The sequence below is a fragment of the Pseudoalteromonas sp. SCSIO 43210 genome (genome assembly GCF_054133285.1).
Map to the genome: position 1 here is coordinate 1,108,376 of NZ_CP087225.1, position 17,041 is coordinate 1,125,416.

General features: G+C 37.7%; 14 protein-coding genes. 9 read left to right on the top strand and 5 right to left on the bottom strand.

Annotation, left to right across the window (positions count from 1 at the left end):
* The first annotated feature begins 12 nt into the window (after positions 1-12).
* From LOS73_RS04940 to LOS73_RS04955, 4 genes are all read left to right on the top strand, one after another.
* The gene (locus LOS73_RS04940) at positions 13-522 is read left to right on the top strand and encodes a DsrE family protein (protein WP_149605987.1); all 510 of its coding nucleotides are present in this window, start codon (positions 13-15) and stop codon (positions 520-522) included.
* Positions 522-1,145, top strand: coding sequence for a GDSL-type esterase/lipase family protein (locus LOS73_RS04945; RefSeq protein ID WP_033028468.1), 624 nt, complete (start codon positions 522-524; stop codon positions 1,143-1,145). The genes LOS73_RS04940 and LOS73_RS04945 overlap by 1 nt, the downstream gene beginning before the upstream one ends.
* 88 nt (positions 1,146-1,233) lie before the next feature.
* Positions 1,234-2,772: an EAL domain-containing protein gene (locus LOS73_RS04950; protein ID WP_457934582.1), complete on the top strand. Its 1,539-nt coding sequence runs from the start codon at positions 1,234-1,236 to the stop codon at positions 2,770-2,772.
* A gap of 75 nt (positions 2,773-2,847) precedes the next feature.
* On the top strand, positions 2,848-3,366 hold the full coding sequence (locus LOS73_RS04955; protein WP_033028470.1) for a hypothetical protein: 519 nt from the start codon (positions 2,848-2,850) through the stop codon (positions 3,364-3,366).
* A gap of 80 nt (positions 3,367-3,446) precedes the next feature.
* Here LOS73_RS04955 and LOS73_RS04960 read toward each other — a convergent pair whose 3' ends face one another.
* Positions 3,447-5,699 (bottom strand): TonB-dependent receptor, encoded by a 2,253-nt coding sequence (locus LOS73_RS04960; RefSeq protein ID WP_149605984.1) that lies wholly within the window; start codon positions 5,697-5,699, stop codon positions 3,447-3,449.
* A 285-nt stretch (positions 5,700-5,984) separates the two neighbouring features.
* Between LOS73_RS04960 and LOS73_RS04965 the strand changes: the two genes are divergently transcribed.
* The 4 genes from LOS73_RS04965 to LOS73_RS04980 all read left to right on the top strand — a co-directional run bounded on the left by LOS73_RS04965 (position 5,985) and on the right by LOS73_RS04980 (position 10,718).
* The gene (locus LOS73_RS04965) at positions 5,985-6,992 is read left to right on the top strand and encodes a LacI family DNA-binding transcriptional regulator (protein ID WP_457934583.1); all 1,008 of its coding nucleotides are present in this window, start codon (positions 5,985-5,987) and stop codon (positions 6,990-6,992) included.
* 175 nt (positions 6,993-7,167) lie between these two features.
* A complete protein-coding gene (locus LOS73_RS04970) occupies positions 7,168-8,406 on the top strand; it encodes an MFS transporter (protein WP_457934584.1) in 1,239 nt (412 codons plus the stop codon).
* 14 nt (positions 8,407-8,420) lie between these two features.
* On the top strand, positions 8,421-9,932 hold the full coding sequence (locus LOS73_RS04975; protein WP_007378430.1) for a trehalase family glycosidase: 1,512 nt from the start codon (positions 8,421-8,423) through the stop codon (positions 9,930-9,932).
* A gap of 96 nt (positions 9,933-10,028) precedes the next feature.
* Entirely contained in the window at positions 10,029-10,718 is a 690-nt protein-coding gene (locus LOS73_RS04980) for a helix-turn-helix transcriptional regulator (RefSeq protein WP_008134135.1), read from the top strand.
* Between the two features lie 65 nt (positions 10,719-10,783).
* On the opposite strand, the gene LOS73_RS04985 is transcribed toward LOS73_RS04980, so the two are convergent.
* From LOS73_RS04985 to LOS73_RS05000, 4 genes are read right to left on the bottom strand one after another with little or no spacing between them, the layout of a single operon-like run.
* Positions 10,784-11,557 carry a CsgG/HfaB family protein gene (locus LOS73_RS04985; protein ID WP_007378428.1) on the bottom strand — a complete coding sequence of 258 codons (774 nt, stop codon included), beginning with the start codon at positions 11,555-11,557 and terminating at the stop codon, positions 10,784-10,786.
* Positions 11,557-11,979 carry a curli assembly protein CsgF gene (locus tag LOS73_RS04990; protein WP_033015061.1) on the bottom strand — a complete coding sequence of 141 codons (423 nt, stop codon included), beginning with the start codon at positions 11,977-11,979 and terminating at the stop codon, positions 11,557-11,559. Before LOS73_RS04990 ends, LOS73_RS04985 begins: the two co-directional genes overlap by 1 nt.
* Positions 11,969-12,370: a curli production assembly/transport protein CsgE gene (locus tag LOS73_RS04995; protein WP_149605981.1), complete on the bottom strand. Its 402-nt coding sequence runs from the start codon at positions 12,368-12,370 to the stop codon at positions 11,969-11,971. The genes LOS73_RS04990 and LOS73_RS04995 overlap by 11 nt, the downstream gene beginning before the upstream one ends.
* A 38-nt stretch (positions 12,371-12,408) precedes the next feature.
* A complete protein-coding gene (locus LOS73_RS05000; protein WP_149605980.1) occupies positions 12,409-13,911 on the bottom strand; it encodes a curlin in 1,503 nt (500 codons plus the stop codon).
* Positions 13,912-14,493: 582 nt separating this feature from the next.
* Between LOS73_RS05000 and LOS73_RS05005 the strand changes: the two genes are divergently transcribed.
* The gene (locus LOS73_RS05005; RefSeq protein ID WP_007378423.1) at positions 14,494-16,998 is read left to right on the top strand and encodes a S8 family serine peptidase; all 2,505 of its coding nucleotides are present in this window, start codon (positions 14,494-14,496) and stop codon (positions 16,996-16,998) included.
* Positions 16,999-17,041: the final 43 nt, after the last annotated feature.

Consider the following 17,041-nt stretch of genomic DNA (forward strand, 5'->3'; position numbering starts at 1 on the left):
AACACAGGATTTATGAAATATTTACTATTACTTTTACTTATTAGTCCGCTTTCACAAGCTAATGAACTCCCGATCAAAGGGTTTGGCAGCTTCTATAATGTACCAAAACACGAGCCAATTAGTGCTTCTACCTCGTTTAGAATAGCTTTTGATGTTAGCGAGGGAGCCAAAGAAGGCGCGCAAAATAATTCAATAAATTCGTTAGCGCGTTTTATTAACATGCATGTAGCGCATGGTGTAAAGCCTGAAAATATACAACTCGCTTTAGTTGTGCACGGTAGCGCAAGTGTTGACGTGTTAGCTAATAGCGAATATAAAAAGCGGTTTAATATTGATAATAAAAACCGGTACTTAATTGAACAATTACTCGTAAATAATACACAGGTTTTTGTGTGTGGTCAGTCAGCTACACATTTTAAAGTTACTCCTGAACAGCTTATTCCAGGCGTTAAAATGTCACTTTCTGCGATGACTGCTCATGCCCAACTACAACAGCAAGGCTATACGTTGAATCCATTTTAATGATAAAAAACATTTTATGCTTTGGCGACTCTAATACTTGGGGTTTAAACCCCGTTACAGGAGGGCGTTTTGACGAAAGTATTCGTTGGACATCACAATTAGCCACAAAATTAGGGTCAGGCTTTAATATTATTGAAGCAGGGCAACCCAATCGTACCTTAGTAAACCATCCGCCGTATAACGGTTCACTTTCGGGTGTTAGTTATTTAAAACCTTATTTGGAAGAGTATGCGCTCGATGTAATTATTATTGCACTTGGGACAAACGATCTGAAAAAGCGTTTTAATTTAGCTCCAGAATGCATTGCTCTGGGGCTAAATAATTTAATTAATGATATTTGTGATTTTTATAGTTTAAATAATCAACATGATGAAAAGCCAAAAATAATTATTTTGAGCCCGGCCTTTGTACGTTGTAGAGGCCCTTACAAGCATGTTTATGAAGGTGCGGAGTGCAAAAACGTTGCGCTAAAAGAGCAATTCAAAAATATTGCACAAAATAAAAAAATTATATTTATTGATCTTCAATCTTTAGTGCACGTATCACTAGAAGATGGAATTCATATTTGTGAGAGTCAGCATCAAGTAATAGCCAAAACGCTTTACGACGTTGTGAAAAAGTAAACTTGGTTAAGCCATTTATTTATTTTTTAAGTCATTATGTATTTATAAAATGTGTATTTAAAGCACACACTATATTAGTAAGGATACGATGAAAAAAGGCCATAAGAAATCAATAATAGCACTGCTAACTGGCATCTTGGTTTTTGTGACAGGGAGCTTGATACTACTTTATTTTGCAGGCCAAAAGCTAGCAGCTACAATAAGTGAAGACGCTACACACCTAGTTAAGCATATCGATACCGCAGTACAAGAACGGCGCAGAATTCTTACTCCATTAAATAACCTCGGTTTTAAACAATGTGACCAAGCAACGTTGCTTGAGATGCGTCGTGCTTTATTTGATGCAAAATATGTAATAGATATAGGTTTTTTCAAGAACGATCAGCTTGTATGTACTACAGGAGCTGGGTTGTTAGATAAAGTTATTAATGATAAAAGCCCAGATTATATTATTGTAGATGAAAATATTCGAGTACGCTTTGAACCTCAATTGTATTTATTGTTGTTTAGTGACCGCCCAATGGAAGTTATTATAGTGCGTCAAGGTGACTACAATCTAATAATAGATACTAAAGTATTCAATGATGACGTAATTAGCTCACCCATGTGGGAAGTTGTTTATAAACATAAGCGTTCTATTAATCATTTGGCAGGGCAAAGTGGTGTTTACGATACGTTAGTCAATAATGTTTATCTTCCTTATGAAAGGCAGCTGATATGCAGTGAACAAAATAGCAATTACTGCGTTGCACTTCATATGCCTTGGAATAATTTTTTTGCTAAAAATCACTTTTTACTAATTATATCCCTCATTTTAACCTGCTTGGCTGGAGTATCGAGTGCATTACTTGTTGATAATCTGATTGCCGATCGTCGTTCTACATTTAATCGTATTCGTTTAGGCTTAAATAAAAACTCTTTTTATTGGACCTACCAACCTATTATTTGTTTGCAAACAGGCACAGTAATAGGTTGTGAAGTACTTGCTCGTTTTAAAGATAAATATGGAACACTCTACCCAGATCAGTTTATTCCGTTACTCAGAAAAAATAATTTAACTTGGAAATTCACTGAAGCAATGATTGCAAAGGTGCTCAAGGAACTTACAGCTATTGATATTTTACCTGAGGGTTTTAAAGTATCGCTTAATATATTTCCATGTGATGTAGAGCAAGGAAATGTATCATCTTTAACGCAAGTTTCTGAACTTACTAATTCTCGATTTATTATTTGTCTTGAAATTACCGAAGATGAATACCTTGATACCAGTATTGCTCATGCACATTTTAGAACGTTGGTTAAATCGGGTTTTAACTTGTCATTAGACGATTTTGGTACGGGTTATTCTAATTTAAAAAATTTACAAAATTTGAGCTTTCATCAGTTAAAAATAGACCGTACATTTGTGCAAGATATAGCAACTGAGGGTTTAAAGGCTTCTATGATCCCGAACATTATGGAGCTTGTGAAAAAGTTTAATTATACCTGTGTTGCAGAGGGCATCGAAACTAGTGAGCAAGAAGCTATTTTAAAAACTGCGGGAGTGCATTACGGGCAAGGTTGGAAGTACGGCCGACCAATGAAGGTTGATAAGTTTCATGAATATATGGCAAAACAGAGTGTTTGAATTTAGATATTTGTAATTTTTAAAACATATAAACAAACGTTATTATAAAACCAAAATGTTAGGAACTTAATCATAATGAAATCAATACTAAGTGTTTTTATTTTTATATTACTGAGCGCATGTACATCGCAGTACCCAAATCAGCACGTTACAGGTAAGCAGTTTCCCAATATTAGCGGTGAAAGCTTAGAGCAAAACATAGTGACTATACCCCGCGACTTTAACGCAGATAAAACACTGCTGCTTATTGGTTACAAGCAAGACAGCCAGTTTGATATAGACCGTTGGTTAATTGGTTTAGATATGGCGGGTGTAACGCTTCCAACTTACGAACTACCAACCATTGCAGGTATGGCACCACGTATGTTTAGCACATTTATAGACAGCGGTATGCGCAAAGGCATACCTAAAGAATTATGGGGCGGGGTAATTACTATTTATAAAGATGGTGAAGCGGTACAAAAGTTTACAGGTAATCAAAGCCCAAATAACTCACGTGTGGTACTTATAAATAACAGCGGCGAAATTTTATATTTTTATGACCGAGGTTTTTCGGTTGATGCGTTAAATAAATTAAAAGCGAGTATTGAGTAATTCACTTTATCCTTTAAATTTATTTTCTTAGGTTAATTAAAGTGAAAGGGAGCGAATGCTCCCTTTATATTGTATTTTATTTAAAACGCGTAACTTACACTAAAGCGCGTTGTACGAGGCATAATGTAACGACCATTTGGTGCATCAGCATTACGTGGATCACCTTCTGTAATGCCTTGCTCATCCGTTAAGTTATCTATTGCTACTTGAAGCTTAATGCCTTCCATTGGTTCTAGTATTAAACCTAAATCAACTTTTTCGTAGCCATCGAGTGTTACAGTGTTTTCGTTATTGCCAAAGCGATCATCAACCGCTGAAAGTGTACCGTATAAAGTTGCATACATACCTTGTAGCTCAAAGTCGTAACTTGGCGTTACACGTACTTGCCATTTTGGTTGGCGCTGGGATTGGTTGCCATCGTTTGTTGGACTTTGAGTAATTTCAGCATCTTGTAATGTGGTGTTTAAATTAACAGAAAAACCAGACTCATGGTTAAAGTTATAATCGAGCTCTATACCGTACGCTTCATTTGTTAAAATTTCTGCTGGTACACCTGGGCGACGTACAAAGGTGTCGCCTTTTACTTCGTTTACAAATACGGTTGCATAAAAGTCGGTTGATTCAGTAATTAATTTATAACCTAGTTCACCTTGAGTAATTTCTTTAATAAGCTTTTCGCCACCTTGGTAAGCATCAAAATTATCTCTAAAATCATCAAAATACGGCATTTTATAACCACGGTTAACACGGGCAAACACACCCATATCATTGTTAATTGAGTAGTTTAAACCTGTAGTCCAAGAGGTTTTACTTTCATCGTAGCTAACGGCTTTAGTAATAATGCCGTCAAGGCCTTCATCTACACTGTAATGTACTTCGTGGTTTTCTTGACGTACGCCAACATCCAGTGTGAACGCATCAGCAAATTTGTATTCACCAGTAACATAAAACGCGTGAGTTCGGGCATCACCTGTTGAGCTAATATCGTAGTTAAAATCACAGCCATCGGTGCTTTGGTTACATTCAATACCGGTTAATGCTTCGCCACCTGATTCAAGTACATGGTATGCAGTGTTACCTAAGCTCCACCAATCTTTTGCCGAAGTGCTTGCGGTGTAGTAACCAAATGTTGTTGATAAATCACCAAACTTTTTTGAAAAAGCTAAATCATTAGTAAATGAGCTAATTTCTTTAAGCACCACCCATCGTCCAAGCTGTTGAATAGGTGTAGCGCTTGCATATTCAGTATTTGTTACTGACCCAAACGCCGTTTGACCGTTATCAGCGACTGCGCCAATGGTTGTTGCTGAGCCACTTGGTACTAAACCGTAGGTGTTTGCATCGCCTTTAGTAATGTTAAAACGGTCTGAAAAGTGCCAACCATTTTTAAGTTCGAGCTTAATACTACCGCCTGAAACATGACCGTCCCAGCCTCGGCCATCACCTAAGTCAATATCGTGTGCTTGCGAATCTGGCCCTGTAAATATTGTTGCTTGGCGATTTAGCGTGCCTAGTTGTGTGTATTGTGCGTCAATACCATCAACATTGAGTGGCGTTGGTAAGTACCACGCGCCGTGGTCGTCAGTTTGGCGGGTATAAAAGTTAAGCTCGCCTTTATCTAAGTTTTTAGTGATGTTAATTGTAAATTGGCTGCCTTTTTCTGACGTAAAGCCCGCATCACGAATACCTGGTGAACTTTTTACATACCCGCCAACCATAAAGTATAAATCGTCAGTAATTTCACCACTCATTACAGCATCAATGCGCTGTAAGTCGTAATCAGAAGTTGTGTATTTAAATAAGCCTTCTGTTTCTTCGCCACCACGTTTTAACCTAAAGTTGGTTGTTAGCCCTGGTTGTCCGTTAGATAAAACAGGGTTTGGGCCACCACGTAGTGCTTCTACAGTTTCAATGGTTTCATCAACACGAAACATTGATGAATTTTCTAAAAACGATAAGGTTGACGCTGGGTAAATTGGTGAACCTTCAATACTTAGCGTTAAAAATGGGGCATCTCCACCGCCAGGAAAACCACGAACAAATACATTCGCACCTGACTCACCACCTGAGCTTTCTACCCAAACTCCAGGTATTGCTTTAAATAAGTCAGCGGTGCTTTTTGGGGACAATTTAATAATTTGTTCACTATCGATATTAGTTACCGCATAGCTGGCATCTATTTTTCTTATTCCAACACCTGTGGGTGTTCCCGATACTACAATACGCTCAACTTTTTGTTTTTCTTGTGTTTGCTCTGCAGAAAATGCGCATTGAGTGCTAAGCGCTAAAGTAATGGCACACGCTAGTGTACTTTTTGCTTTACTGATTTTCATGTGTGTGATCCCGTTTTTAGTGTATTAAACAGTGTATTTCTGCAGTCTTTTTACTAAAAATCATTGTAAATAGACTGTGTATATTGAAACCTTAGAGATAAATGCAAACGTTTGCAATATTTATTTGTAAATTATTTATGAATTTATATAGTTTATTTATTGAGCTTATTTATATGTTAAACACTTTTTGGGTCGTTGTTCGCGCCAGCAAAAAATAATAATGCTATATTGTCAGCGAGTTAGATAATTGTATTGATCAGTGGTAAGCGACTATTTAGGAAGATCATGAATAACAAAAAAATTAAATTAACTGATTTAGCGAAACTAGCAGGCGTGTCTACCTCTACAGTTTCGCGTGCGCTTAATGATAACCCGCTAATTAAACAAGAAACGCGCGATAAACTTCAGCGCTTAGCTAAAGAGCATAATTTTAGTCTTAATACGGCTGCAAGTCGGTTGCGGACACAAAAAACCAATGTAGTTGCGGTTATAATTAACCTTGACGAACAAACAGAGCAGTCGATTAGCGATCCGTTTTTACTTAAAGTAGTGAGCGAAATTAATCTTGCACTTAATCAGCAAGGATTAGAGCTTTTACTATCTAATTCAATCATGGCGCAAGACGATTGGGCTAATTATTTTATTAATAGCCGCCGTGCAGACGGTATTATTGTTGTAGGTCAAGGTAAAAACCAAACCAATATAGAAAATGCAGCTAACGCAGGTATTCCACTGGTGGTATGGGGAGATCCTAAAACACCTAGCAACTACCCCATTGTAGGAAGTGACAATTACTTGGGAGGCTTGCAAGCAACCACGCATTTAATAGAGCACGGAGCTAAAAACATTGTATTTTTAGGCGATCCAGAACATGGTGAAATTAGTGAGCGTCACAGAGGGTACTCTGTCGCATTAGCATCCCATAAATTAGAGCAACATGTTGTATCTATTGATATTACAAGTAGCTCAGCGTATCAGTCAATTAACCAATTACTGCGTGAAAAAGGCCTTTATTTTGATGCTATAGTTGCATGTAGTGATATGGTTGCCTTAGGTGCCATGAAAGCCTTAAAAGAGCGTTATGTAAGCATTCCTAATGATGTCGCTCTAGTAGGTTTTGATGATATTGCTATGGCCGACATTAGCCACCCTTCATTATCAACTATCCGACAAAACACACAGTACGCAGCCACGCTATTAGTTCAAAAGTTGATGCAGCAACTAGCTGGTGAAAAAGTTGAATCACAAGTAATTGATATTGAACTGATTACCCGCCAATCAAGTAAACGATAGTTTATAAATCATGTTGAGTTAATGTTAAATTTAAAATGCAAACGATTGCATTGGGGGCTGTTCTAAACTAAACTCAAACCTCACTGATATAAACACACACTGTGTATGCACTTGTTATGGGCATACAATAAAGGTCGTTATAGCGTTTAAATAACGCTTTAAAGCGAGGGTAATTATGAGTAAAACAAAAGTCACACTGGCAATTGCAGCAAGTTACTTTATTTTCGCTATTTTGTTAAATAGCGTGGGCACCGTTATTTTGCAGGCAATAAATACCCTTGGGGTAAGTAAAACAGAAGCTTCAGTGCTTGAGGGGTTTAAAGATTTATCCATTGCGATAATGTCATTTGTAGTGGCTTCGTTTATTCCTCGCCTAGGCTATAAACTGGCCATGCTTGGGGCACTTACTGTTGTTGCCCTTGCTTGTGTAAGTACGGCTTTAATTAGTGACTTTTATGCGTTTAAAATTTTATTTGCCGCCATTGGTTGTGGCTTTGCTGTGGTTAAAGTGTCGGTTTACTCTATTATCGGCCAAGTGACAGATGATGCAAATAGCCACTCTTCATTGTTAAACACCATTGAAGGCATTTTCATGGTTGGTGTGTTAAGTGGCTATTGGATTTTTACTGCTTTTATAGATCCAAACGATTCAACCGCGTGGCTCAACGTTTATTACTTACTGGCAGCGCTAACCCTAATTGTTATAGCGAGCGTAATTGCTGCGCCTATAAAGCCCGCCATTATAAGTAAAACTAAACGCTCCGGTTGGTTCGATTTTATCGCCATGCTTAAGCTAACATATCAACCGTTGGTACTCATATTTATAATTAGCGCTTTTTTATACGTATTAATTGAGCAGGGCGTAGGTACTTGGCTACCCACATTCAATAATGAAGTTTTAAAACTCCCTGTGGCTATTAGTATCCAGCTGGCCAGTATTTTTGCTGCGGCACTTGCATTTGGGCGCTTAGTGGCAGGGCAAGTACTTAAACACATTCACTGGTTTGTTGTATTGAGCAGTTGTTTAATTGCGATGGCTGGCCTCATACTTATTACCCTACCGCTTACTGAGAATGTTACTGAAAATACAGTAATTAGTTTATTTGATGCACCACTTGCTGCATTTATTTTACCGTTAATTGGTTTTTTCATGGCGCCTATTTATCCGGTACTTAACTCAGTTATGCTCAGCGCTCTTGAAAAACATCGCCATGCAGCTATGACTGGTTTAATTGTGGTTTTTTCAGCACTTGGAGGAACAACCGGTTCAATAATAACTGGTTATGTGTTTGAGAATTTTAGTGGGCAGCATGCATTTTACCTTTCTTTGGTACCCATTAGTTTGATTTTTATCAGCGTGATTTTTTTCAAAAAGCGAACCGACGCTATTTCGCAACATGCAACGACAGCTTAACAGTAAGGAAAGTTATGAGTTTTTTTGACAGCCAATTATTTAAAGATGTTCAAACGCAGCATGTATTTAGCGACTGTAAAACATTCGCAGATGCAATTGCGCGTGTTAATTGGCAAAGTGCATGTAAAAGTTATGAGCAATTAGCGCCTTTAACTAATACGCAGCTTAGTGAGTTTGTAAACGCACACTTTATTACTTCCCCAGTGCTAGCAATGAGCACTGAGGCTGATACGACATCGGTTAAACATTATATAAACTCGTTGTGGAGTGGCCTTAGAAGAGAGGCGGATACCCCAAAGCAAGATTCATTACTAGCACTAAAGCACAGCTATATTGTGCCTGGCGGGCGCTTTCAAGAGATTTACTATTGGGATAGTTATTTTACAGCATTGGGTTTAATCGATGCAGATAAAGGTGATGTAGTTGAAGATATGCTACTTAACTTTGTCGATTTAATTAACGATTATGGTTGTATTCCAAATGGTAACCGTCGCTATTATTTATCACGCTCGCAGCCACCTATTTTAGCACTCATGGTCGAATTATTATGGGAACATACGCATAGTAAATCACTCAATACGCAATGGCTTGCTATGTGTGTTGCAGCACTTGAAAAAGAATATATATTTTGGATGCAAGGCGCTCAGTTGCTTTCGACTAATGTATTGAGCTCAAAGCGGGTAGTAAGAATGCCTTGTGGTGGTATTTTAAATCGTTATTGGGACGATGTAAGTGAGCCAAGGGCAGAGTCATTGCGTGAAGATTTAGCGCTAGCGGAAGGGTTGGCGAAGGAGAAAAAATCTGATTTTTATCGTAATATTCGCGCCGCATGTGAGTCGGGTTGGGACTTTAGTTCTCGTTGGCTTGGTGAATCTAATTTACTAAGCTCTATTCAAACAACTGATATTGTTCCTATAGATTTAAACTGCCTTATGTATAACTTAGAGAATCAGTTAAGCAAATTCTTTCAATTGCTCGGCAATAGTGAACAAGCAGAGCATTACCAATTACTTGCTAGCAATCGCAAGGCGCTTATTAATGCTTACCTTTGGAATGAACCAACCGGTTTTTTTGTTGATTATAACTGCCGTACAACGACTCAATCTCCAATACTTAGTGCAGCGGCAACTACTGCTTTATTTGTTAATTTAGCCAGTAATGAGCAAGCAACTAAGGTAGCTACAAGATTAGCCAATGAATTTTTAAAAGAGGGTGGCATTGTTACAACTATTACTCAAACGGCTCAGCAGTGGGATAGTCCAAATGGTTGGGCTCCACTACAATGGTTTGCGGTAAAAGGGCTTAATAACTACGGTATAACACAATTGAGTACACATATAATGCAAAATTGGGTAAATATGGTTGAGCAAAACTTTGCAGCAAATAAGTGTTTACTCGAAAAATACAATGTGTGCACACCAGCGGTTTTAGCCAGTGGTGGTGAATATCAAGTACAGCAGGGTTTTGGTTGGACTAATGGTGTAACGGCAAGATTTTATACGTTATTAAATAATCCAGAGTTTTAAATAATTGGGTTACTTATAATTTTTTAATACCATTATCGGATTGTATGTTACCTATAACTTAGGTAATGTTGCATAAACGTTTCATGGATGAAATTTATGTCACATAAAAATCACGTGTTTGTAAGAACAACTTTTCAGTCATCTTTCCACTCTCATAGTTACACCGCTATATTAAGAACACTACAAGCGCTGTTTACCGATATAAAAATGGATGACACAGTACCTCAGCTAGAAGAACGATCGCATTATGATTTGTTTTTGATTGATGGCACTAAAAATAATTGGCAAGACCTTATTCCCACCGATTTAATTTGCTTAGCGAAGCACTGTAACGTTGTTGTCTTTAATGTTGAGCGAGAAACGGTATGTGAAAAGAACTTACTTCTCAATCATTTCAATGGCGTATTTTATAAATCGGATCCTCCAGAAGTTATTTTTAAAGGATTAGTTAAAATAAATGCTGGTGAACTCTGGTTTGCACGAAAAATTATTTCAATCGCATTCAATGATATTTTGGCTGTAGCATCATCATTTAACAGTTTGTACGATGGTATAGAAATAAAAAAAGATGATTATGATCATTTAACTAAACGAGAAAAATCGGTTATTTATCTCATAGCGCAAGGTGCCAGTAATAATGCTATTGCCGATAAACTTAATATAAGTGACCACACAGTAAAAACCCATTTATACAGTGCGTTTAAAAAAACTAGTTCGCGTAATCGAGTAGAACTAGCTAATTGGGCACAACGTTATATTTCTGTTTTACTGCCAATGGCTAAATAACCTTTTCAGGATCAAATTTTTGTATAAATAAGGCGACTTAAAAGTAGCCTTATTTATCTTAATTATTAACTTACTTTTTTGGCCCATAACCCTTTATCAATGCCCTTTGTTATTAGGTCTGTAAGTGCTTTTTCTATTGCTTGGGTAACACAAATACTCATAGGTTCGTTATCACTAAAGCCAGCTTCTGCTTCAGCTAATCGTTTGTAACTTACGTACCTAAAAAATCCGGCACGCATTTCTTGGCTCAGTACTTTTTTGCTGGTTGCTACCGATAGTAATACTTGCCCTGTTCGTACATCAACAGCACGTAAGTATATTGAAATAGCATCTTCACGGTAAAGCTCTGATGCGCCTATTCCAAAGTATTCCATACCTAAACCACCTGTTTTTACATTGGTGTCGTAGCTAATAATACCGCCTTCTAAAATTATTTTGGCGGTTGTTAATGGGGGTAAATCTGGTTGATTTGGATTATCTGATTGAGCCGCTCGAATGATTTTTCGCTCTGTTAGTATATTTTGCAGACCCTCACGTTCAACCGGTGTAAACCAATCCGACTCATGTAAGGCTTGTATTAGTATTGAATTAGCCCCCTGAGTTACAGCGGTAGAAAATGAGCTCACATTTGTTTGCGGTTTATATTGACCTGTTTGATCTCTAAATGAATAAACTGAAACAGGAATACTACCCATGGGTTTGGGTAGGTTTTTTAAATCAGAAAAAATTTCTGTTGGTTCTAAGCTCATTGCTTGCTGCTGCTGTGGTGGTATTAAATTTCCCAAACTTGCGCAGCCCGTTAAGCTAAGAACTACAATTGTTATAAGTAGTTTATACATTATCCAAACCTCGGTACTTCAATGATCACCACGGTGTCATCAATTATATTTGTTATTCTTACGGTAATGCTATCTGTGGTACTGGTTATAACTTCTATTTGGTAATCGCCACTCATAAATATGGAATCTTGATTGAAAATACTGTCGTCTATGTTTTCACCAAACGCCATATCTGTTATTTCTCTTACCATTCGATTTAAGTAAGTGCGTTCTAAAGAATCTTGAAATTGCTCGGTGTAACTTTTTTCTATTACTGGCGCTTTATGTTTATTTTGAGCTTGTGCTTTGCTAAGTAGCATATTCGCATTGAGAGGATTACCGCCAAAGCTTGGGTTAATTGGGGTATAAATTATTTCAGTCGCGGCGGCTGAAAAGCTTAATGTTGTTATTATAAATATTATTATTCTCATTTTACCATCCATTTATGGCCATATCGGGAGACGACACTGCCATATTTTCACGAGCCATTGCATCAATTACGGTATACACGGCTTGTTCAACACGTTCATCTAATGGCTCTAACCTTCGGCCTAAGTATGTTGCATACACCAGTCTATTGTTCATTATTAAAGAAAGTTTAGTGCCTGCTTTTGGGATTACTGTTTCTTTAATTTCAATATTAAACCCTGCAGTTGAGGGTAAGTCTCGCCAGTAATTTGAGAACTCGTAATAAAATTGATGACCAAAGCGACTAATGCTTCTATCGAGTAATAAACCGTCTATTTCCAACTCATCAGCTGCATAACCTGCAGTGCTAAAAGATAATGAAATTACGAATAAGAAACCAGCGAAGCTATTTTTTTTATTGTTCATAATTAAAAGGGGAGAGTTACTCTCCCCAACCTTTGCAATTACATTTGTGTAATTGTTGCCGTATTACCATCACCCATTTGAGTAACAGATACTGTACTGTTAAAGCCAATGACAGAGCCTTCAACAATATTATCGTTACCCAGCTGAGTTACGCTAAATGATACGTTTTCACCGCCAACTAAAAAGGCTGATTGCTCTGTTCCGCCAACCCAGTTATTTTCACCTTGTTGTGAAATATCAATGCTGTGGTCATTGCCTTCAACCATTAAATCAATAACATTCATTTCGCCAGTTTGAGCAATATCAATTTGACTACCGTTACTGTCTAAAATGCCAGCAAGTGTTAGCATTGTTTCATTTAGAGAACCATCTTGAACAATATCAATATCGTTATCGTTTGAAGTAAGTGAAGTGTCTGGGTAAGACGACTCCACAACAGCGGTATTATCTTGGCCTGTTTGTGTTAGATTTATGTCGTTATCAGAGCCATTGAAGTTAACTAAATGTGCTGAGTTAAATTCACCTACCTGATCAATCGTAAATTCATTATCAGAACCTAACACGCCCATGTAAGCGTCATTGAACAAACCATTTTGATTACTTGTTAGCTCATTATTATCACCAATAAGTTCAGCGGTAGCAGTGTTGTATGTATCTACTTGAGTAATGGTTACTTCATTGTTTTGACCTTCAAATAACGCTGAGTCTGCGGTGTTGTTACTGCCTTCTTGGTCAATGTCTATTTCGTTATCATTACCCACAACCGCTGCAAATGTTACAGCATTTGTATTGCCATCTTGTTCAATGGAAAACTCGTTAGCGTCGCCAGAAATAGCACTGAGTGTTACCGCATTACGATCGCCATCTTGCTCAATATCAAGCTCGTTGTCGTTACCTTGTAAAGAACTGACTTTAAAGGTGTTCCAGTAACCTGCTTGCTCTAAATCGAGTGTATTTTGATCGCCAGTGAGCATTGTTATTTCAGCTTCATGCCATTCACCCGTTTGCAGCGAAGTTATTTCGTTGCCATTACCTTGCATATCCATGTTGTAGAACCAATGACCGCCAGTGCCTTGTTCTACTTCAATCAAGTTGTCATCACCAGTTACTGTATTTATAGCTTCGTTATTGACCAAAACACCTTGGCCAACCTGTGTTACAAGTAAGAGGTTATTATTACCAGTAACTTCGGTTATTAATCCATTCGCAGTACCATCTTGAGCGTATGCTTGTGAGTTGCTATCACCAATTGTAGTTACTTCAGCATAGTTACCAAACTGTGCTTGGGTTACTTCTGTATCGTTATTATTGCCTGTTGTTGTGACAAGCATGGTATTGCTATCGCCATTTTGTATTAACAATGCCGTATTGTTGTTTAATGTTTGAGCAAGTGTCATTGAATTAGCTGTACTTGCAATAGATACCTTGGTGTTAAGTTCAGAGCTAGATACTGATTTATTACCTGTTTCAGCATATGAGGCAAAGCTAGTACTCATTGCAATTGCAACCGCGCAGCTTAGAATTGATTTGTTCAACTTCATTATTTTTCTCCTTGAAATGATAAAATCAAACACCTTAAATGTTATAGGTTTTAATAAGGTATTTGCTGTCTCAGCATGCCGTGCCGATATAATGTTTTGTGATCCGCTTTAGTTACTTATGTAAGTGAGTGAAGCGAAATATATGATTATTGAGTAAAAACGAGTCTTGTCATAAAGCTAACACTGACAAAGTTTAAGCTTAAATTCATAATCAAGTACTAACTGTATTCCTCAATATGAATTTCTTAAATCATCATTTTTTACCAATTTTTTTTATTTTATATTTCAAATGGTTAAGCTTATAACCTTGCTTTTTTAGATTTTATTCGAAAAAAGCAGTAAAAAAACATGACCCTATATTGGGTAGAGGTAAGTGTAATAAATTCATTATAATGACTGTATTAGGTGTTTTTTTTTGCCAATTCTAGTTAAAAATAATGGTTTTTTGTTATTTTTAATCTTTATTACTTGTTTAATTTGGTGTTTGGTTGTTTGCTTATATCTTGCCATGTGATCCCTTGTACTTGAAGTAGTGAAAAACTTGCTTAGTGTTTCTAAGCCTTCCCTACTATGGATAGAACAATGAAAACAAAATTATCTATTATTACGCTCGCGCTACTACCTTGTTTAGCTTCTGCAAAGTTACCTGATGCAGGTGCACTGCAACAAGTTACTGCAAGTAGTGACTCTATAATTGTTAAATATAAAAAAAATACAACGCCACAAATGCGTAAACAAGTACGCGCTATGGTTAAAGCTAAAATATCGGATTTAAATAATGATGAGGTTGATGATAACTTTACGTCATTATTTTCGGGCCGTTTAGCTAAGTTTAAAGTCTCTGGTATGAGTACCAAAGAAGCTATTGAGCGTTTGAAGTCAAATCAAGCTATTGAATATGTAGAGCCAGATTACCGAGTGAGTATTGCTACAAGCTCTCCTAATGATCCTCGTTTTGATGAACTATGGGGTTTAAATAATGAGGGCCAAACAGGTGGTGTTACAGATGCCGATATTGATGCACCTGAAGCGTGGGACATTTCTATCGGTAGCCGCGATATTGTAGTGGGTGTTATTGATACAGGTGTTGATTATAGTCATCCCGATTTAGTTGATAACGCATGGGTTAATGCGGGCGAAATTGCTGGTGATGGTATTGATAATGACGGCAATGGTTATATTGATGATATTCATGGTATTAACGCGATTACAGATGCTGGCGACCCAATGGATGACCAAGGACATGGTTCTCATGTGTCAGGCACAATCGGTGCAAGCGGTAACAATTCAACGGGTATTGTAGGTGTAAACCAAGAAGTATCTATTGTTGGTTGTAAGTTTTTAGATGCGGCTGGTAATGGCTCAACATCAGATGCAATTAAGTGTATTGACTATATGGTTAACCTTAAAAATTCAGGTGTTAATTTACGTGTTCTAAACAATAGTTGGGGTGGTGGTGGTTTTAGCCAAGCTTTAGCTGATGCAATTACAGTAAGTGAGCAAGCTGACATTTTATTTGTTGCCGCTGCCGGTAATGATGCAGTTGATAATGATGCAAACCCGCATTACCCATCAAGCTATGAACACGAGAGTGTTTTTTCTATTGCGAGCACTGATAGCAGCGATAATTTATCTGACTTCTCACAATGGGGTTTAACCAGTGTTGATATGGGGGCACCCGGTAGTGCTATTTTATCAACAGTCCCGGGTAACGGTTATGCTACTTACTCAGGCACTTCAATGGCAACACCTCATGTTGCAGGTGTTGCTGCACTTGTGTTGTCAATCAACCCAGATTTAACAACCACAGAACTTAAACAGTTATTGATGAGCAGTGGTGATGTAAATACTGCATTACAAGGTAAAACGGTTGCTGGCACTCGACTCAATGCAAACCAAGCATTACTTGATGCAGACCCAACCCCGAGTTTTATAATGTCTGTGACACCTGTATCACAGCAAAAAACAGTAGGCGAAACTGCATCGTATACATTTGAAATAGGTTCTATTGCACAGTGGGATGGTGAAGTAACACTTGATCTAACATCTAGTCTTGGTGGTGCATATTTATCTGCATTAACAGCACGTCCAGGCGAAACAGTACAGCTTAGTGTTGAGACCGATGAAAATACGCCATGGGGTGATTATGAGTTTACTGTTACAGCAACATCAGATGATATTGTTAAAGAAAAAACAGTAAGTTTAATGTTACAACCTGCTGGTTTAAATGACTTTACGTATAGTAATGAAGAAAATCTACCGATCCCTGATAACGATCCATTAGGCGTTAATTCGGTTATCACAGTTGCTGATGATTTAACTATTTTTGGTACTTCAGCAGATGTAAATATCACACATACGTGGTCTGGCGATTTAGTACTTACACTTACTTCACCGCAAGGCTCTGAAGTCACTCTACAAAGTAATCAAGGTGGTAGCGAAGACGATATTGTTAAAACGTTTACATCAAGTGTATTTAATGGCGAAGTAGGAACCGGTGATTGGACATTAAATGTTGTCGATACGGCAGGTATAGATACAGGCAATATTAATAGTTGGTCACTTACGTTCAGTGCTATTGGTGAAGTAGGTTCACAACCACCTCTTGCTAGTTTCACTGTTGATACACAAGGGTTAACCGCTGCATTTGTAGACACAAGCAGTGATGCTAATAATGATATAACACAGTGGAGCTGGAACTTTGGTGATGGTGCAACATCAACTGACTCAAGACCAGTACATGCCTATGCCCAATCAGGTAGTTACGATGTAGAGTTAACGGTTACAGATAGTGAAGGTAATACTGATTCATTTACTCAAACGGTTGTTGTAAGTGACGTGACCCTTGAGCTGAACTTAAAACGCGCTAACAAAACACGTTTAGGTACAATGCGTGTAGAACTTAGCTGGGAAGAAGTGGGTGCAGAGTCATTAAGCGTTTACCGTAATGGCGAGTTAGTTGATACCGTTTCAGATAACGGTCGTTACCGTGATTACGTGCGTGGAGCTACGTTACCATCGTACGATTACCAATTATGTGTAACAGAAAATGTGTGTTCAAATATCATCACCGTTTCTTTTGAATAAACTTTATTACATCTAAAGTAATTTAAGCCCAGCAAAGCTGGGC